Origin of the sequence: Bacillus sp. AFS001701 (assembly GCF_002559405.1) — a bacterium.
GTDB lineage: Bacteria > Bacillota > Bacilli > Bacillales > Bacillaceae_G > Gottfriedia.
The window spans coordinates 1-19,623 of sequence record NZ_NTZO01000128.1 but is presented as its reverse complement, the minus strand read 5'-3'; the positions used below and the strand labels follow the sequence as shown (position 1 = coordinate 19,623).

Sequence of the window (19,623 nt, the reverse complement as noted above, 5' to 3'; positions counted from 1 at the left end):
TATTTAATTTTTTTTCTTTAAATTAATGTACAAAAATACACTCTCTCATTTAAGAATCCATTATAATAATTACTAAGGAAGGGTGTAATTATGAAAAAAATATTACTAGCTATCATTGTTTCTATCATTCTAATTGATATTGCTCATTTAATAATTTTTCCAGAATTTCGAAGTGAACAAAACTTAGCATATGCAAATGGTATGGGGTATTTGTTTATTTCATTAATATTCTTTATTGCATACGTGGTTATTAGGATACCTGTAACCCTAATAGTAGATTACGTAATAAAAAGATTTCCCCCAAAAAAGCAAATATACGACTATTTGATACAATTAATTTTGTTCTCAATTCCAGTGATTTTTGCACCAGGTTTAGCTGTCTATGTGTACCTATATTTTCATTTGCTTTTCTTGTTTAGAGTTATGAAAGGTAAGAAAACACAAATTATAGAATAATTTTAGATGTTGAGACACATTTGGGGCTCTATTTTGATTTCATTAAAGAGGGGATAGTAAAACAAATTGGGGGGATATTTAAATGTCAAATCATGAAAAAGATTCTCACAAATATAAAGTCTAAAAAAATTAGTATGTAACAATTTTAAAATTATTCCTGGATAAAATGAATAAGCCCCTAGTTTCCAAAACAATTGAATTCTAGGGGTTCATTTTAAATTTGGAGAAAGGCCTAATATACTATACTAGGTTTAAGAAAAATAACTTTTTAATAGGATAAACTTTTAGAAAATCTATTTTTTCTTATTATTTTTTTCATTTCATTGAAAATTGATAACTAAATTCTTATTATTTTTATTAATCTCAACCAGTTCAGATTTTATTTGGGTAAGCTCATTGGATATTTTTTCCAATAACTCGCCAGTCAGTGGCAACTCTAAATTTTTTTCTTTTTGAGCGGATTTTGGAAATGAAATTGATTTAGACTGATTGGTCTTTCCTAGATCCTGTACAGATTTCATTAGCGAATCATCTTTAAAAAGATTTTGTGCCATCCTCATAATTGAACTCATATCTATAGTAGTTTCATTTCCCTTAAGATTGTTTGCTAGTTTCATAATATTTTCTTTATTTAAATCACTAATATCACTTGATTGAGTGAGTTTTTGCTCACTATTCGTTTTCTTATTATTCATTTAAAAAGCCCACCTTTATATTAATTTGAAAAAATTTGATTTTCCTAAAAATAACCTAGAAGATTATTAAAGTATATAAAAATCTTCTAGGTGTTTTGCCCTCAATTAGACGGGCTTGTCCTTGCTTTTCGTGAAATTGATTAACAGCATCCAAGTGTTGCACAGATAGCAGCTAAAATTGGTTCTTGGTCAACTCCTAGTAATGATGCTAAAAGCAATGCAACCAAAAGCACTACTACAACAAGAAAAGTTGCTAGATTAAATGACATTTTTTTCACCCTTTCTCGAAATATGAATTAAATGATATCCCTAACGGACTATCATATTATATAAATATGTTTAATAGGATAAGCTTGTCTGAGACTACAACCTATTTTTTGATATGGTAATTTTTTACATTTATTAATATTTTTGACAAGTCTATCTAGATAGTGAGAGTTCTTTGATAGTTTTTGAACTAACTTAGTTGAAAAGTATAATCGGAATAGATGAAAATAGCGAGAACAGTATAATGGGGATGGTAATTGGATATGGGGTTTGGGCGATATTGCAAATATATTTGGGGGTTCTTAAAGGAACTAGTATAGTAGATAACATTGAAGTAAAGAAGAACTAATAAAATGGTATAATTTTTGTAATTGAAACAAGTGATATTTCCCTTTTGAAATAAGAGGAACGTAATTATGTCCAATGCAAAAATTGATGATATTGAAGCTAAATTATTTGAACTAAGTATATATAATGATGAAGAGAATGATAAATGATAGGATTGTTCAATAAAAATGGAAGTCTTAAACTCAAATTAACATAGATATTTGAAGTTATCGCATACTCTAAGATAAAATATAATGATTTTTAAATATGTAAATTAAAAAATCTCCTCTTCCCTTTAAATCTCCAAAGGACAAATGAAAATCTCCTCGTTTAATTTCTTTCTATTTTCCTTTTTAACCAAAATGGGCTATACAATATGTAAAAGCTTACTATCATCACCAATTCTGCTGATAGAAGATACCATGGCCATGGTCCTAGATAATCTAATAGAGATGCATTTTCGGGCTTTTTCATGAGATACATAAAGTTAGTTTTCAATGACTTATTAACGAAATATACGCAAGCAGCATAAAGATTAACAATGAGAACGGTGACCCACATGGATGGTATGGTCGGTCGATATTTGCTAGCCACCACCATAATCAAACAGGCAAGCACCACTCCTCCGTGCGAAACAAAAAACTCGAAATATCGAAAATGCGGAAATGAATATTGACCAAGATCAGGTGTCATGATGGCTTGAATAGAACTGGCTAAACCAGCAAAATACATGAATTGAAACACTCTATAGCTATTTGTCAGAAGCATTACAATTGCCAAAATGACAGTAATATCACTAAGTTCAAGTGGCAAACCCGTTTTAAGAGACCAAGCATTCTCATACACAAGCCATATATGATAAAAAATCTCAGTAGCCAATAAGAGAAATGCTAAAGAGAAACGAAAAACCTGTTTTTTCCCCGAGTCCTGAATCTGCTTTCTGTAAACAAATAGAAGAACACCGAGAATCAATATGATTCCGATTGTTAATAGGTGGTCTTTTGAAAAAAGGCGAAACGGACCTAATTTTGAATGAAATTGAAAAAATCTTTCCAACATAATACCCCATTATTTGATTTTATTTTATGATTGAGTATTGTTAGTTTAGGGCAAATTCTACCAGTTCTATACAGGAGTAAATGTTTCATACGTAACTTTAATGATTCCTTAAGAAAAAGGGTAAAATTAAAGGAGCATATTGAAGAATGATTAAATGAAGAAATAACGAGGTATTTATTTATGACAAGACAAAAGAAATTGAGGGGAGAACGAAGACGAATTCGTAATCTCAAAAGGGATATAGTTAAACTTTCTAAAGAACTTCCAAGCCCGCGTTCAACAAGTAGTACTTATAAGGGATATGATGCTTTTCATTTTCGAATGTTCGAATTGATAGGTGAGTTTGATTTAATTCCAAGACGTAAAAAAAGAGATTTTTTACAAGAGATTATTAACTTTGTTAGTAATTTACATAATCTGAAAACAGTAAAAGAAAGTGAATATCGAATTATGTGTTTCTTCTTTCTTCCTCATATGGAGTATATTGTAGTATCCATTGGTTATACCAAAGCAGGATTAGATGATTTCTATCGAGGACTTTATCATAGTGGTAGATTCAAAAAAGAAATGATTCCAATTGCTGACCCGAATTACTTACAAAAAGAGTGGCAAATAAATGTTCCATCATACTTAGAAGTAAAAGGCTATCTTTGTAATTTTAAAGCTAGACAAAATCAAACAATGTGGCTTATAGGAAATTTATCATAAGATAGATAAAATTGAGAACCCTTCAGCTATTTATTGAGCATTAGAGCAAATCTTACTGTAATCTGAAAGAAATAAAGTGAGGAATCCATTAATAATGGTTGGCTAACCCAGTTGTATTGATCGACTGGTTAGTCAACTTTTTTATTGTAAAAGGAAGTTTATACAAATAAATAGGATAATTTGCTTTGGAAACTTAAAGGAAATTATTGTTAAAATTAGTTAGAGACTAGATAACTTTTGGGGGCTTATTAGTGCTAAATTAGCACAAGAAATTTATAATTTTGCCCATTTAACTAGGAGGAAAAGGATCCAATGAAACATTACTTAGAATTCACTGTAAACATAAAGCCAGCTCAAGTAACACAACTTATATTAGAGGACACAGAATTACAATCAAATTTGATTTTTCAGGATAATAAAGTTGCTGAAGAAAAAGAAATTGTAATCTTAGTTTTTCAAAAATATTTTTTTAGAAACAATAGTACAGCAACATTGACGGTTACAATTGATAACTTTAGTGGTGTTACTTATGTTAAATGCATTTCTTCAGGTAATGGAGATGGAATATTCGATATTGGTTGGGGAGCTGGCAAAAGTTTTATCAAACCAATCAGACTAAAGTTGGCAGTAAATATATTGGAAATAATTGAGGATAATTAATTTTTGTATGTGAGTCAAAATTACTGCAAAGTTAAAACAACCAAAGAGGTGAAAATGCATGGAGATTACAATCCGAAATGCTAATCAAAAAGACTACGAGCCATTATTATCATTATTTAGACAAGTTCACGATTTACATGTTTTTGAACGACCAGATCTATACAAAGAAAACTCAACTCCAGTTGGAGAAGAGGAATTCTATAACCAACTAAAAGATGATAAACAACATATCCTAGTAGCAACTCTAGGTTATGATATAGTTGGAGTGGCAGTTTTGAAGGAAGAAGAAATACTCGAAAACTCTTTTGTTAATGCAAGGAAGATCTTACTTGTAAATAGTTTATGTGTTGATGACGCGAGTAGGAAAAAGGGGATTGGAAGAAAACTCATGCAATCCGTGATTGATTTCGCGAAAGAATTGAACGTTCATAGTATTGAATTGGGAGTTTCGGAGAGTAATCAAAATGCAATCCATTTTTATGAGTCTATTGGAATGGCGACAAAAAATAGAAAAATGGAGTTTCGATTAAGCTAAGCAAAAGAGATGCCAGTAACGGTATCTCTATTTTTAGTTATAATCAACCCTGCATTTTGTACATAAATCGTAGCTAGGATTGGATTTTGAACAAACAGAATTCAATCCTTTTTATTAATCCACTGTAACAATATTGTAAAAAATTTAAAAAAATTTTACTAGAATTTGCTAAATGTAAACGGTATAAGCCTGTGAAAATGGTGGGATTCATGGAATTGAAATTACGTTTACATTGCAAGGTGCAGATGAAGTAATTAAGGAGTTGGCAGATCTTTACAAGGATTCTAATCAAGTCGTCATTGGAGCAGGAGCGCAATTTATAGTAAGCCCAGCGTTTGATGAAGAAACGGCAAAATTATGTAATCTATATCAAGTGCCTTATATGCCAGGCTGTATTACGATTACCGAGATGAAACATGCACTAGAAGCGGGTGTTGATATCGTAAAATTATTCCCAGGTAGTGCGTTTGGTCCTGACTTTGTAAAAGCGGTAAAAGCTCCTTTACCACAAGTAAATATTATGCCGACCGGTGGAGTAATGGTTAACCAAGTAGAGTTTCATCCACACTTAACTCAAAAAGAGCTTTTAGCTTTCTGTAAAAATGAAGGAATCCAAATGGAAGCATGGTCACCTTTAAAACAAGGTCAGCTTCTAGAGGAACCAGTGTTAACAAAGATTGCTCAAAAATATAATAAATCAGTAGCACAAGTCATCTTAAGATGGGACTTACAACATGATGTAGTCACAATTCCAAAATCAATTAAAGAACATCGTATTGTTGAAAACGCAAATATTTTTGACTTTGAATTAACACAAGAAGACATGGAAAACATTGATTCATTAAACCAAGATAGTCGAGCAGGTTCACATCCTGATACGATGAGGGTTGGGTTTTAAGTTAGTTATTTTTAGGGGAGTCTCGTTTGAGATTTCCCTGTTTTGTTTTAGGCAATGAAAACATTAGTAGAACATAAACTCAGAGCCGAATAATTGGCTCTTTTTATCTATATGAAAGAATAGTACTGCATAAAATACCCTACTATTGAAGGAATTAAAGTTTTATTTAAAATGGTACAATCATTTTTATAACCACACTGTAAGCCAGATTGAATAAGTTTTTTAATTATCTTTTTTAGAGGTTAACTATGAAAATTAAATTATTGTACTATGCTCCATTTTTATTAACTGTCGTAATAGCCATTTGCTACGGCATACCTGAAACTTTATCATTTATTGCTGGATGGCTATATAATTCAATATTTTATGTTGGACTTCCAATATTACTTTATTTTCTTTATTTTTTATTGATAGGAAAATACTTAAAAAAAACAATCGGGTATTCAATTAAAGCAGTTCTTAGAACGATGGTCTTATTAGTAATCTTTTTAATATTTTCGGTTAATATTTACAAGCCACTCGAAAATATAATTTATTTTTCAAATAAAACAAAAACAGAATTAACGAAGCGATCGCTAACTTTATTCCAAGAAAGAATGAAAACAAAAGGTGAAGTTGAAGAAATATATCCGATTAGTAGAATAAAAGGCTGGATGCTTAATGAAGTAAGTGTTCTTGGAGATAATAGGGCACTTGAAATCGATATTATACCAATCAATAAAAATGATAAACGAAGCGAAGGTTTTTATTATGTATATAAGGAAGGTAAATGGTTACTAGAATTTACAGAAGCACATACAAACTGAGTTATAAAATAAAAAGGCTGTATCATTGATTACTGGGTAATCGCAGATACAGCCTTTTTTTATTAAATTATTGTTCCTGAATATGCGGTTGTTCTTTTAAATGATCAGTCAGATCATCTACAACAAATGCAAATTCATCGTAAGATACAAATTCCAATGGGAATTCTAGTGCAACTTTGTTTTGTTTGTTGTAAATGGCAACAACTTTGGAACGGCGGTCAAGCAGTCTTGCTTTCATGTTAGACTTTTGAATTGTGATCTTTTTTATGTCTTCTAGTAAAATTTGAGAGTGAGCATCTTTTTCGGTATATCTTACAACATTGCCGACGATTTCAATTTTGTTTTTTAATAGTTTGGTTTTATAGATATGATATGAAACGATTAAAACTGCAAGTAAAGATGTTAAAGTGATGTATACTGGGTCCATTGTGGAGAATGCTTGATATCCTCTTAAAGCTAGTAGGAGGTACCAAGCGTAGAACCACTTACTTATTTTTGGCTTACCTTCGTAGTATACAGTTGAAGCATCCTCTTCTTTTTCATTTGCTCTTTTGTCCATAAATAGTTGTACATGTTCTTCGATTGATTTTTCATTGAACTGTCCATCTTCTAAATAAGTACCTTCCCACATATGGACAGAGTCATCTTCTTCTTCGAGAGCATAAGCACCTACCCATGCTGGAATGACTTGATCATCATGTGAAACGGAAGCTAGATAATAACGGATTGGTTGGTTATATGAGTTTTCAATATCAAGCTGTTTGATTAACTCGATTGTTTCAGGGACAAAATCATGTTCTTGTACGATATGAAGAAACAAGTGACTTTTAGCGAAGTATGCTTGTTTTTTCTCCTTAATAGGGAATAAGTGTTCTTTACGAATTCTGAGTATTTCCCAATAGAAATATTCTGTGGATTCTATATTTGTTGCACAGTCCAACAGTTGTTCTTCAGGTACGTCAATATCTCGTTGAAGAGCGGCAATCATTGCGTTCGTTCGAATAAACGGGTCAGTAAATGTCATTGCTTCTTTTATAAAAGGTGTCATCTCATCATTAAAGTAATACTCCATTAAAGATAGATAGATCGACATAATTGAACGGATTTGTAAATAGGTTTCTTTCCATGAGCCATACACAAACTTAATATCATAATCATTTTGATAAGGCAGAAATTCGTCTACTTGCTTTTGATAATCCACTAATAATAATGGCGCGATGTATTTTGTTTTGAAACGGTCTAGATAATTTTTATCTAAACAGTATGATAACAATCGATAAAAAGTAGTTTTATATTCTTCCACTTCAAATAATTCAGTATGTTTTTCTAATAGTTTAATAATGATGCCAGGATTGTCGTATAGCACATCTAACGGTAAGACAACTTGTTTGTTTTGAATATCTTGTTCAATTAATTCTAAGACTGCTAGTTCATGCTCTTCTCCGTCAAAAGAGGTTATGTACCTGAATACTTCTTCTTTAGCATACTTACTATATTCAGGGTAATATTTTATTAAGGCCTCTGTTAATTCAGGTATTTCAAAATGAGAGATGAATTTGATTAGATGGTAACTAGGTTCATCCCATACTTTAAATGATGTTGGATATGGATTAGCGGCTTCTTTTGCTAACCATTCTAAAGTTAATAAATTAAATTGTAGGTCATCTACTGCTGATAGTTCGATTAATTCAAAAATTGCATCATGTCGAATTGCTGGATCTGTATGTTTTAATCCTTCGACGATGCGTTTCAGTTGTGATTTATAATTTGACACAATACTCCTCCGATATCTAGTTGTAAGTTTACGATTTCTAACAATATTTTAATTTTATTGGAAATACTTATAGATAGCCACTGTTAAATAGTAGAAATATATACTGAGTTATTAAATAAAAGCTTGTATCATTGATTAATTGATAATCGAGGGTACAAGCTTTTATGTATATTTAATCATTGTTGTTGAAGTTTTAAAATTGCTCCTATTTGCATCCAATACTATTTAATTTTTCCATAAATCTTGCAGTTTGAATTCTACTTTGAGCTAATCGATCATGACGTTGTTTTCGTACTTCTTCAATAACACTTTTTAGTGAATTATCTTTTGCAACAATAGTTCGATCACCAATGGTTATTGTTATAACACCAGTTGAGTTGTTTTCATAAGCTTGAACTTTATGTTTATCATATTCTTCTATATTCCTCATTCAACATACTATTCACCTTTCTTATTATTGATGTCTTAGAGTACCTCTATAGGATTCTATGAATATCTGGAGAACCGATTATTAATAGTTTAGTATACTGAAGTCTTAAATAGTATGCTTAAGATTGTCTATTTATTGGACAATCTTTTTTTACCTTTCGAGGCTACAATAACTACTTCTTTCACCAACCTCCTATTTTGTAAATATTTTTTTACACATTTAATCGCTATTTTTACAAATATTTAGAATTTTTACATAAAAATCAGCGTTTTAAAGTTGGCACGGAAATTGCTTTATTAAAGTATAGAAAAACAAAAAGGGGGGCGGACATTGGAAATTATCAATTTTGTCCAATCGAATTGGTCAGAAATTCTTCAGATGACTTTGGAGCATATTCAATTAGTTGGATTGGCAGTAGGGATTGCCATTTTGACTGGGGTACCATTTGGAATCTATATTTCTCAGCGGGAGACATTGGCTGAAATTGTTTTGGCTATTGCAGGGATTATCATGACGATACCGAGTATTGCTTTATTTGGAATTATGATCCCGATTTTCTCATTGATTAACCAAGGAATCGGTTTTTTACCAGCAATTGTTGCGTTGGTGTTATATTCTCAATTACCAATTATTCGAAATACGTATATTGCGATTAAGAATGTTGACCCAAATGTAAGGGATGCAGCGATTGGTGTAGGGATGACGACCTTCCAACGCTTAATGAAAGTTGAGCTACCTCTTGCCTTTCCAGTCATCATGGCAGGTGTTCGAATGGCGATTGTTATGACAATCGGTATTGGGGCAATTGCAGCATATATTGGAGCTGGAGGTTTAGGCGGATATATTTCACGCGGTATTTCAACAAGCTATGCTGTCATGATTCAAGTAGGAGCAATCGCCGTTTCAATTTTAGCCATTGCAATGGACTTAATAATAGGAAAACTTCAGCAAAAATTTACAAGTAAAAGTGTTAGGTCATAAGAACTAGAAATAAATGAGATATACGAAATGAGAAGGAAGGTGGAGTTTAATGATAGAATTCAAGAAAGTTACGAAAATTTATGAAAGCGGTAACAAGAACGTGACAGCCGTAAACGAAATCAATTTCCACGTTGAAGAAGGAGAAATTTGTGTCTTCCTTGGACCTTCTGGATGTGGAAAGACGACTTTACTTCGAATGGTTAACCGATTAATTCCAATCACTAGCGGGAAGATTGAAGTGGATGGAAAAGATGTCCATTCGATGGATATGATTAAACTTCGCAGATCGATTGGATATGTTATCCAACATAACGGATTATTTCCAAATATGACGATTGAAGAAAATATTAATGTTGTCCCGAAAATGCTTGGTTGGGATCAATCAAAAATGAAGAAAAGATATAGTGAACTGATGGACATGATGGGATTAGACGCCGGACAATTTCAAAAGCGTTACCCATATGAATTATCAGGAGGCCAGCAACAACGAATTGGGATCGCACGTGCTCTAGCAGCAGATCCACCAGTCATGTTAATGGATGAACCATTTGGTGCACTAGATCCAGTTATTCGTGATCACTTACAAAATGAATTTCTTAAAATCCAAAAAGAGATGAAGAAAACAATTCTTTTTGTTAGTCATGATATTGACGAAGCGATTAAATTAGCTGATAAAATTGCGATTTTTAATGCAGGAAAACTGATGCAGTTTGGTACTCCAGATGAAATCTTGTCTAATCCTAAAAATAGCTTTGTTAGTGACTTTGTCGGTGAAGAACGATCGTTAAAACGATTAACTTTATTAAAAGTAAGAGATCTAGTTTTATTAATGGATGGTTTTAAAAAGAATATTTCGAGTCATGAATGGCATGGACAAGTAATCTCAGTAAATGAGAATTTGAAAACTGCTTTAGCTATTCTTTTAGCGGCTCCAAACGGAGAAGCATGTGTTGTTGATGAAAACAATCGATATATGGGAATTCTACGAGTCTCAGACTTTAGCTTTTTAACTGAAATTCATCCGAAAGATTTTTCAATTGTAAGGTAAGGAGGGTGGTTTTTTGACTAGTAAGAAGACAGAAAAACTAGTAAAAATTAGTTTGGGTGTCATTGCACTGGCTATTCTAGTTATTGCTTATGCTATGGGTACATTTAAATTCATAATTGAAAATCCAGATGATCTAATCAATTTAACCATCGAGCATTTAAAACTAGTCGGCATTTCGGCAGTGCTTTCGATTGGAACCGCAGTGCCCCTAGGGATTTTAGTTACTCGACCTAAATTTAAAAAGTATGACTGGATTGTTTTGAACTTTGCCAACATTGGTCAAACAGTACCAAGCTTAGCGATCCTTGCACTCGTGATGAGTTACTTTGGATTAGGCTGGCAAACAGCGATTTTTGCACTTTGGTTTAATTCATTACTTCCTATATTACGTAATACGGTAGCGGGAATTGAAAATTTAAATCCGCAAATTATCGATGCCGGACGAGGAATGGGAATGAGCTCGAAACAACTCTTTTTTAAACTGGAACTTCCAAATGCGATGTATGCCATCATGGCAGGAGTCCGAACATCAGTCGTGATCAATGTTGGAACTGCAGCATTAGCCTTCCTAATTGGAGGCGGAGGTTTAGGCGATTTAATTTTTACAGGAATTTCGCTTTACGATACTGGCATCATATTATCTGGAGCTGTTCCCGTTATCTTACTTGCTATTATTCTTGATTTTATATTAGGAAGACTTGAAAAAGTAATCATTCCACGAGGCCTTCGACGTACAAATGAAGCAGCTTAGTGACATTAAGGGAGGAATTAGGATGAAAAAATTCGGCACAATGTTAGTATCAGCAATGCTGTTATTCTCTTTAACGGCTTGTAATAGTTCAAAAACAAGCAGTGAAGGAGGTGGATCTGACAAAGGTAAAATTACAGTTGGTGGCAAGGATTTTACAGAGCAACAAGTTCTTTCTAAAATTACATCGATTTACTTAAAAGAAAATGGATATGACGTTGAAGAAGCTAGCAACATGGGTAGTACCGTTGTTCGCTCAGCATTAGAAAATGGCCAAATCGATACGTACTGGGAATACACAGGTACAGGTTTAGTCGTTTACCAAAAACAAAAAGTCGAAACTGACTCAGATAAAGCGTATGAAAAAGTAAAAGCAAATGATGAGAAAAAAGGAATCGAGTGGTTGAATAAAGCGAACTTTAACAACACTTATGCAATTTTAATGAAGCAAGATACAGCAGATAAATTAGGAATCAAAACAATTTCTGATTTAGCGAATCTAGTAAAAAGTAATCCGAAAAAGCTAAAATTTGCATCAAATGCAGAATTCTATGCTCGTGAAGATGGAGTGAAAGGTCTTCAAAAGAAATACGACTTTAAATTCCCTGCTAAAAACGTAGTAAAAATGGATTCTGGTTTACTTTACAATGCATTAAAAGATGGCCAAGTAGACGTTTCAGTAGGGTTTGCGACAGATGGACGAATCAAAGGCTTTAAACTGATCAGTCTTGAAGACGATCAGCAATTCTTCCCAGCTTATAATGGTGTCCCAGTAGTTAGTGAAAAAGTAGCTAAAAAATACCCTGAAGTTCCTAAGCTATTAAATAAGCTTGCTGGTTTACTTGATAATGAAACAATGATGGCGCTGAATTACTCGGTTGACGTAGAGCATAAAGACGTTACAGAAGTAAGTCGTGATTGGTTGGATAAAGAAGGGTTAACGAAAAAATAATCGTTAGCCTATGAGGATGTGATTGATTGCTAATTACTTCTGATAATTTGGTGGAATTTATTATGAAGGAATCTTATTCTAAGGTTCCTACAAAAACCAAAATAGCATTAAAGGAAGCGTTGGCAGATAGTATTGCCTGTACAATTGCTGGAACTGCAACACCAGTGTATGAAATTGTTAAAAAGTTTTCTGAAACTCAGTATGGAAAAGGTAGTAGCTCCATTTTCTTGAGCCCTTTGAAATTAAGTGCAACTGGAGCAGCTCTAGTCAATGCAACAGCTGCAAATGCACTGGACATGGACGATGGTCATCGCTTAACAAAAGGGCACCCTGGTGCAGTCGTTTTTCCAGCAGTGTTTGCAGCGGCAGAGGAATTCGATATTTCTGGTGAAGAATTTATGTCTTCCTTATTGATTGCTTATGAAGTAGCGATTAGAGCTGGAATTCTCGTCCATCAGCTTCGTCCCGAATACCATTGTACTGGATCGTGGGGAGCGATTGGCGCAGCTGCTGGGGTAAGCAGGATGATTGGTTTAACTGAAGAGGAGATCAAGCATTCTCTCGGTATTGCTGAATACCAATCTACTTACTCACCAATGATGCGCTGTATTGAAACACCCTCCATGCTGAAGGATGCGATTGGCTGGGGAAGTATGACTGGAGTTGGTGCTGCTTATTTGGCAAAAGAAGGATTTACTGGGATTCCATCTCTGTTTGAAACGAAAGAAGCCATGCCATTTTTATCTGACAGCAGTTCAAATTATAAAATAGAAGAACTTTATTTTAAACCTTATGCTTGCTGCAGATGGGTACAACCAGGAATTGAAGCAATTAAGGAAATAGTAGAAAAGCATGATGTAAGAATAGAAAAGATTCATAAAATAAACGTTTTTACCTTTACAGAGTCAGCTAGATTAAATAGATCCATGCCAAAGAATACAGAAGAAGCACAATATAATTTGACCTTTCCAATTGCTGCTTATCTCAATTCGGGTGAAGTAGGACCAAATCAAGTATTGAATCAATTGGAAAATCCAGAGATTGCTAGATTGATGGAAAAGATTGAAGTTTATGTTAATGATGAGCTAAATCATGAGTTTCCTAAAAAGGCACTTAGTCATGTTGAAATAGTAGATAGTGAAGAAATCCATTATTTTTCTAGTATCCACCAAGCAAGAGGTGACTATAATCAACCATTAACTGCTGATGAAAAGAAGCAAAAGTTTACTAATCTTGTAGCCCCTATTTTAGGAAATAAACAATGTGAAGAATTGTATCAATGTATTCAAACAATCGAAAATCTAAAAAGCATTCGCGAATTAAGCGAACTAATAAAAATCGGAGGGATTTAATAATGAAAGAACGTCAAATTAGTTTTTATAGTGAAGGTTTTAAATTAGATGGAACGATTTATTTACCAGATGATTACCAACCAGGTGAAAAGCGACCTGCGATTATTCCTAACTCTGGATACAATGGATTTAACGAATTCTATCCACGATTATTTGCTCGTAACATGACTGAAGCTGGATATGTTTGCCTTGGCTTTGACTACCGTGGATTTGCAAAAAGTGAAGGAACTCCAGGACGAGTTATTTTAGATGAGCAAGTTCAGGATATTAAAAACGCGATTACGTTCTTATCAATTCAAGAAGAAGTTGATCCTGAAAATATCGGATTAATCGGTTGGGGAATGGGAGCATCAAACGTTGTACGTGTTGCTGCATCAGATGATCGAGTTAAATCAGTTGCTGCTTTAAACGGTTTCTTTAATGGTGAAAGATGGTTAAAATCAATTCATTCATATGTTGAGTGGGTAGATATTAAGAAGACAGTTGAAGCGGATCGTGTTCTTCGTGTAACGACTGGAAGTTCTAAATATGAGGATCCGTTTATTCATTATCCATTGGATGAAGCTACTAATGATTATGTACAGAAGGAGCTTGCTATTTTATCACCGTTTGGCAAGTTGACTCAGTTGCAGTTTACAGATTCTATCATTAACATGAACGCAGATAAGATTGCACAGGATATTGAGTGTCCATTGTTTGTGGCGCATGGTAAGGATAATCTTTTACATCCGGTTGATGAGTCGGTTCAGTTTTTTGAAACGGCAGCGGAGCCTAAAGAGTTGTATATAATTGATGGTAAGCATAATGATTTTATGTATCATGAGCATCCGGTGTTTCAGGAGTTGGTTGGGGAGCTAAAGGGATTTTTTGGGAAGAATTTGAGTTATACTAAATTGGAGACAGTAAGATAATAGTTTTTAAAGAAAGGACGCATTTTGCGTCCTTTTATTAATTTAAAAACAGCCCCAAAGCCTCTTTATTTCTTTCTACATCTAGTTCCAAAACTTCACCGGCTTTTTCATATCTTTTTGGAGTGAAAGCGTTGTTTACAGGAATTCTTAATGTCTCTACATCTTTGTCTTTACCCTTAACGATGTAATCAGAACTTATTTTTAATAAGTCCATTGTAGACATGTTGGTTTGAATGTAAGGCTGGATCACCCCTATCGTTTTAGGCAAACTTGTAATTCCTTTAAAAGTAAGTACTTGGGATTTGATAGCTTCCAGTACTTTTTGTTGTCTTAAAACTCGATCGAAATCACCTTTAGCATCATGTCTAAATCTTGCATAACCTAAAAGTTCTTTTCCGTTTAATTGTTGAACACCAGGTTGAAGACTGACTCCGATATGACTTTCCATCTGTTTTTCTACATTAATTGTTACTCCCTTTGGGGCAATTTCATCAATCATTTCTTCAAAACCTTTGAAATCAATTATTGCATAATATTCAATTTCGATTCCAAAATTTTGTTGAATCGTTTGCCGTAGAAGTTCAGCCCCTCCGAAAGAATAAGCCGCATTAATCTTATGTTTTCCATATCCCGGAATAGGAACATAACTATCTCTCATAATTGAAACTAACTTTGTTTCGTGTTTTTTATTGTATTGTAAGATCATAATTGAATCAGTTCGTGAGCTTTCACCTTTTTTACGAGCATCTTCACCCAGCAATAGGATGTTAGTTTTATTAGGTATTTTCGTAGAGTTGAATTTTATAGTTTTTTTATCTGTGTTCTTTTCACCTAACTGAATACCTTTTTTATATTGATAGAATCCATAACATAATGTACCTGATATTAGAATTATTAGGATTAAACTTAATTTAAATAAAAGACTTTTCTTCTTTTTCTTAGGATTTCTATTCATAGTTCTCCGTTACCTTACAGTTCCCTTCATCAAAGTTTAGTAAAATAAGTTTTCACTTAAGGAACCTCTTTATTATATTTTGAATTGATTAGAAAACCTTCTATCTAATCGATCACCTGTTTATGTAATATATAATGTTTTTAATTATAGTAATCTTGGGAATGAATTTAGTGGAATTTTTGTGAATGTTTTAGTAAAACGTTACAAATTTTTACTTTTAAAAGTACCTTTGTGAAGATTAAATAAAAATATAGGAATAATGCATGTTTAATAGAATATAGTTGTTAAATTTTCATGGGGTATGTTCCAGGGTATGTGTCATCATCATTTTATGGTTTTGCTTAACACATTATTTCAACATACGCCTCCTAATCGATACGGAAAAGATGTTGTTCAATACTATTATTCTGGAAAAACAAGAGTTCTTAGACACAATATATATACAGCGATTCAGCGCTTACAAAATTAATAAAATCTTACTGGACTGAAACAATTTAAAATAGCGGAGGTTAGCATCAAATTATTCAATGCTGACCTTCACTATTTTATTTAATAACAAATATTGAAATACATACAAATAATAAAAAACTTAAAATAATATATTGATAATTTCGTTTAGTTCGTGGCATTACTATAAAAATAATTAAGTAACTTAAAAAAAATAAACATGATACAACTACATTCACTATACTTTCTAACTTAAAACGAGTATTTAACATAAGAAATAAAGACTGCATCCCCGATGAAATAGATAGTATTCTATATAAAGTAAAAGCCTTCTCATCCATAATCTTCAATTACTCCTTTTTTAGTTTAATCTATCAAAAAATAAAATTTTTCATTACTATATTTTGAATTGATTAGAGAACCTTATCTATCAAATCGATCACCTCATTAAATAATATATAATGTTTTTAATTATAGTAATCTTGGGAAAGAATTTAGTGGAATTTTTGTGAATGTTTTAGTAAAACATTACAAATTTTTACTTTTATAAGTACCTTTGTGAAGATTAAATAAGTATATAAGAATAATGCATGTTAATAGAATCATAGTTGTAAAATTTTCATGTGGTTTCAATATAGTTAAAAGCAGCCGTAGATAAAAATGTGAAATCGTTCACAAAAATGACAATGAATTTTAGCAAAATTTACCTTTTAAAGTGTTAAGCTAATTTCGTAAACGTTTACTAAAATACTAGTAGTTACGAATGAAAAAACTTACTTCATTTAAGGAAATTTCTAACTGATTTAGTAAGGACACGGAGAAAGGGGAGGTAACATGAAAAAGTACTTAGGATTTAAGAAGTTAGGAGTAGCCATACTGACAGCAGGGATTTTATGTGTAACAACACCGACATTTGCAGCAAGCCCAGTTCAATATAAAATCGATTCGGCTAAAAAGGAAAATGCACAATTGAATTACATTAAAAAAGAGGGGTACAAACTGGAAAAACCAGTACAGTCTGTCGTGTATTATGACACTTCTCATGTGCAAGAATCAAAGGCGAAATTAAAAGCATCTTCAGCAACTACAATTACTACAAATGCAGTTGTTACACCAAAAGCGATAGCGGTTGAACCGGGAACAACAAGGGTTACGACATACCAATATCCTGTTAGCGGAAGTCTTTATTTTGTTGAGAAAAAGAGTGGAGCTACTGCGAATTCAATATGGAATGTGAGTATGTATATCGTAGGAAAACTAGTTGGTACTGTTGGCGGTTTTATTCAAGATGGATTATCACTTGCGCTAGATTCAGTTGATAAAACTGCTGGGGCGTCTGTACAAACATTTAAATCATACCGCTACACAGAAAAAAATGGCCAAGTCTACAAAACTAGTAAGAGCTGGGGAACTTACTATACAGCAGAACAAGAAGAAACATTTAAACATGCTTTAAATGCTTATCGTTCAAAAAAGTACAATGAAACTAGAACTGTACACGTTGATTATGTACCATCTAGAGGATACTCTGCGTTTAAAATTGCTTATTCAACTCACTACAAAAATAATAAAGCTATTTCTGATCGAGCTTGGACAAACTGGTATAAAGGATACAACTATTATACAACACCTGAATTTGCAAGCTAAATTTAACTTTTAATTTATAATGGAGATCTTTATAAAGGGCAAAAACTAAAAAAGAAGGAGAGGAATAGGGGGGACCCTATTCCGTTCTCATAAAATGAAAAAACTAATTATATTAATTGCTATAGTTTTAACTATATCAATTTTCACAGCTTGTGAAAAAATAGAAGCTCTAGAATCGAAACCTGTTTCTATACCAACCACTACAGAACAAACTTCTCCAACAAAGAAAAATGGTGACGATACGATGAAAGTTGAATCGGCAGATATTTTGAAGAAAAATCCATCTGAGTTCTTATCAAATAGTAAAAACTTTCAAGTTGGAGCTGAAACTTATCAGTCCGCTGAGGGAAGAATAGAGATTGATGTTAGAGTTTCAAAATCAAAAACATACATGAAAAATGTCATCGTCTCAGGTCTATTACCTATTATTGCTTATGAAGTATTGTACACTCCCGATTTGTTGATCACGAACATTTTAATGAAAAAATCTTTTTCAGATAAAGCAGTTTCTAAGGATTACACAATCTCTCCATCTATTAAATCTCCAGGAGGTATTTCTGCAGGTAGAAGTTTTAACTTATTCCCTGAAGAGACATTCGAAGACGCTATAGTAAAATTAAATGAGATTTCTATCAAAGTAAGCTGGGTTGATAAGAGAGATAAACCTCATACTGAATATATAAAGACAAAGATCCAGATTAAACGGCCTGAATAGAAAACATTGCCACTTTGTTTGATTACAAATGGCCCCGATTTCGCTGGGGCCCTTCGTGTTGTATCAAGTTTCATGTTAAGTGAAAAAATGTAAAATAGCTCACAAAAATGACAAAGTGTTAAAATTTACCTTTTAAAATGTTAAGGTATTTCGTAAACGTTTACTAAAATACTAGGAGAGTAAATTTAAGTTAGAAAAATGAATATAAGAAAAATCTTATTTATTATTTTATTTATCATTGTCTCATTCTATTTACTAGGTTTATTGACAGGTCCAATAATGTTTTTTAATAAGAAAAGTAAATCATATCTAACTAATGAAGTTATAAGTAAAGCAATATCAAATATATTTCTTCCTATTAATGGGTCATATAGTCTTGCAGTAGGGGAAGGGACACCACTAAATTTTACCTATATTTACTCTAGTGATAAGAAAGACTTGTTTAATGAAATTTATTCAATCAATCTCAGTAGTAATGAAGATTCAATTAGTATTGAGAGTTTTGAAGTAGATGGAAATGCTAAGGTTGGAAAGTATCATGTGAAAACTGTGGTTCTTAATATTGTCGCTAAATCTAAAGGTAAAACAGAAATAAGGGATATAACCATACAAACTAAAAATGGTTTGAAAAAATATGATGTTGGAGCATTAGGAATAAATGTAATTGATGATACTTCGGATAAGCATAAGCCTCTAGAAGTAGAGAAATTTTATCCAATTATTAGAGATGAAAAAAATAATTACATGTATACTTTGCAAAATAACGTTGGCAATAAAATTGTTGTTAACAAATTTGAGGCAGATCTGAATGATGAACAAGTATTCAATATTAAGCCATTCGTTATTAATCCAAATAAACAAAAAGAAGCAGAAGTTCCTATTAAAGTAGATTTTCAAAATTCTCCTTATGCTGTTACAGTGTTAAGGCCATTGATACACTATTCAGTTGGAAAAGAACAAAGAGTTTTACTTCCACCACCAACTTGGTATGGATTAATGGGAATTACAGAAGAACAAATAGAAAAGACAATTGAGTATAATAATTAACCATTTTAGTTCATTGTAAATATATCAAATATCGCTACAGTTTCTTTCCTAACGTAACTTAATAAATCAAAAAGAACTGAAATTGAGAGGTTAGTATTATGAATTCAAAACCAATGTTTTTTATGAACTTTTCTCTATTATACGGGATCATTTTTCTAGTATTTATAGAAACTAAAAATTTTTATAATATTGATTGGTCCCGATT

Annotated in this window: 20 protein-coding genes and 1 pseudogene; 15 read left to right on the top strand and 6 right to left on the bottom strand. The window is 32.4% G+C overall.

Features of this window, described 5'->3' with window-relative positions:
- Positions 1–90 precede the first annotated feature (90 nt).
- Positions 91–456 (top strand): hypothetical protein, encoded by a 366-nt coding sequence (locus CN514_RS10550; protein WP_098232540.1) that lies wholly within the window; start codon positions 91–93, stop codon positions 454–456.
- 320 nt (positions 457–776) lie between these two features.
- Here CN514_RS10550 and CN514_RS10545 read toward each other — a convergent pair whose 3' ends face one another.
- The 3 genes from CN514_RS10545 to CN514_RS10540 form a co-directional block, all read right to left on the bottom strand.
- Positions 777–1,151, bottom strand: a complete 375-nt coding sequence (locus tag CN514_RS10545; RefSeq protein ID WP_098232539.1) for a hypothetical protein — start codon at positions 1,149–1,151, stop codon at positions 777–779.
- 140 nt (positions 1,152–1,291) lie between these two features.
- Positions 1,292–1,420 (bottom strand): hypothetical protein, encoded by a 129-nt coding sequence (locus tag CN514_RS26465; RefSeq protein ID WP_286133623.1) that lies wholly within the window; start codon positions 1,418–1,420, stop codon positions 1,292–1,294.
- Between the two features lie 655 nt (positions 1,421–2,075).
- Positions 2,076–2,801 carry a YwaF family protein gene (locus CN514_RS10540; protein ID WP_098232538.1) on the bottom strand — a complete coding sequence of 242 codons (726 nt, stop codon included), beginning with the start codon at positions 2,799–2,801 and terminating at the stop codon, positions 2,076–2,078.
- A 183-nt stretch (positions 2,802–2,984) separates the two neighbouring features.
- Here CN514_RS10540 and CN514_RS10535 point away from each other — a divergent pair, with 183 nt between their 5' ends.
- From CN514_RS10535 to CN514_RS10515, 5 genes and pseudogenes are all read left to right on the top strand, one after another.
- Positions 2,985–3,512 carry a DUF3916 domain-containing protein gene (locus tag CN514_RS10535; RefSeq protein WP_098232537.1) on the top strand — a complete coding sequence of 176 codons (528 nt, stop codon included), beginning with the start codon at positions 2,985–2,987 and terminating at the stop codon, positions 3,510–3,512.
- 312 nt (positions 3,513–3,824) lie between these two features.
- Positions 3,825–4,172, top strand: coding sequence for a DUF6054 family protein (locus tag CN514_RS10530; protein ID WP_098232536.1), 348 nt, complete (start codon positions 3,825–3,827; stop codon positions 4,170–4,172).
- Positions 4,173–4,230: 58 nt separating this feature from the next.
- On the top strand, positions 4,231–4,707 hold the full coding sequence (locus CN514_RS10525) for a GNAT family N-acetyltransferase (RefSeq protein WP_098232535.1): 477 nt from the start codon (positions 4,231–4,233) through the stop codon (positions 4,705–4,707).
- Positions 4,708–4,894: 187 nt separating this feature from the next.
- Positions 4,895–5,605: pseudogene (locus CN514_RS26990) on the top strand (aldo/keto reductase); the annotation flags it as partial.
- A gap of 248 nt (positions 5,606–5,853) precedes the next feature.
- On the top strand, positions 5,854–6,411 hold the full coding sequence (locus tag CN514_RS10515; protein ID WP_098232533.1) for a hypothetical protein: 558 nt from the start codon (positions 5,854–5,856) through the stop codon (positions 6,409–6,411).
- 67 nt (positions 6,412–6,478) lie between these two features.
- On the opposite strand, the gene CN514_RS10510 is transcribed toward CN514_RS10515, so the two are convergent.
- On the bottom strand, positions 6,479–8,185 hold the full coding sequence (locus CN514_RS10510) for a hypothetical protein (RefSeq protein WP_098232532.1): 1,707 nt from the start codon (positions 8,183–8,185) through the stop codon (positions 6,479–6,481).
- A 205-nt stretch (positions 8,186–8,390) separates the two neighbouring features.
- The gene (locus CN514_RS10505; RefSeq protein ID WP_098232531.1) at positions 8,391–8,615 is read right to left on the bottom strand and encodes a hypothetical protein; all 225 of its coding nucleotides are present in this window, start codon (positions 8,613–8,615) and stop codon (positions 8,391–8,393) included.
- Positions 8,616–8,945: 330 nt separating this feature from the next.
- On the opposite strand from CN514_RS10505, the gene CN514_RS10500 reads away from it, so the two are divergent.
- Genes CN514_RS10500 through CN514_RS10475 form a run of 6 tightly spaced genes read left to right on the top strand, consistent with a single transcriptional unit; the run spans position 8,946 to position 14,607 of the window.
- Positions 8,946–9,596: an ABC transporter permease gene (locus tag CN514_RS10500; RefSeq protein WP_098232530.1), complete on the top strand. Its 651-nt coding sequence runs from the start codon at positions 8,946–8,948 to the stop codon at positions 9,594–9,596.
- 49 nt (positions 9,597–9,645) lie between these two features.
- Complete coding sequence (locus tag CN514_RS10495; RefSeq protein ID WP_098232529.1) at positions 9,646–10,644, top strand: ABC transporter ATP-binding protein; 999 nt, start codon at positions 9,646–9,648, stop codon at positions 10,642–10,644.
- 13 nt (positions 10,645–10,657) lie between these two features.
- Positions 10,658–11,395, top strand: coding sequence for an ABC transporter permease (locus tag CN514_RS10490; RefSeq protein ID WP_098232528.1), 738 nt, complete (start codon positions 10,658–10,660; stop codon positions 11,393–11,395).
- A 22-nt stretch (positions 11,396–11,417) separates the two neighbouring features.
- Positions 11,418–12,344, top strand: a complete 927-nt coding sequence (locus CN514_RS10485; protein ID WP_098232527.1) for an ABC transporter substrate-binding protein — start codon at positions 11,418–11,420, stop codon at positions 12,342–12,344.
- A 50-nt stretch (positions 12,345–12,394) separates the two neighbouring features.
- The gene (locus CN514_RS10480) at positions 12,395–13,696 is read left to right on the top strand and encodes an MmgE/PrpD family protein (protein ID WP_286141634.1); all 1,302 of its coding nucleotides are present in this window, start codon (positions 12,395–12,397) and stop codon (positions 13,694–13,696) included.
- 2 nt (positions 13,697–13,698) lie between these two features.
- Positions 13,699–14,607, top strand: a complete 909-nt coding sequence (locus CN514_RS10475) for an alpha/beta hydrolase (RefSeq protein ID WP_098232525.1) — start codon at positions 13,699–13,701, stop codon at positions 14,605–14,607.
- Between the two features lie 37 nt (positions 14,608–14,644).
- Here CN514_RS10475 and CN514_RS10470 read toward each other — a convergent pair whose 3' ends face one another.
- Positions 14,645–15,562, bottom strand: coding sequence for an LCP family protein (locus CN514_RS10470; RefSeq protein ID WP_098232524.1), 918 nt, complete (start codon positions 15,560–15,562; stop codon positions 14,645–14,647).
- Between the two features lie 1,281 nt (positions 15,563–16,843).
- On the opposite strand from CN514_RS10470, the gene CN514_RS10465 reads away from it, so the two are divergent.
- The 3 genes from CN514_RS10465 to CN514_RS10455 all read left to right on the top strand — a co-directional run bounded on the left by CN514_RS10465 (position 16,844) and on the right by CN514_RS10455 (position 19,418).
- Complete coding sequence (locus CN514_RS10465; protein WP_098232523.1) at positions 16,844–17,656, top strand: hypothetical protein; 813 nt, start codon at positions 16,844–16,846, stop codon at positions 17,654–17,656.
- 94 nt (positions 17,657–17,750) lie between these two features.
- On the top strand, positions 17,751–18,371 hold the full coding sequence (locus tag CN514_RS10460) for a hypothetical protein (protein WP_098232522.1): 621 nt from the start codon (positions 17,751–17,753) through the stop codon (positions 18,369–18,371).
- Positions 18,372–18,650: 279 nt separating this feature from the next.
- The gene (locus CN514_RS10455; RefSeq protein ID WP_176525862.1) at positions 18,651–19,418 is read left to right on the top strand and encodes a hypothetical protein; all 768 of its coding nucleotides are present in this window, start codon (positions 18,651–18,653) and stop codon (positions 19,416–19,418) included.
- Positions 19,419–19,623: the final 205 nt, after the last annotated feature.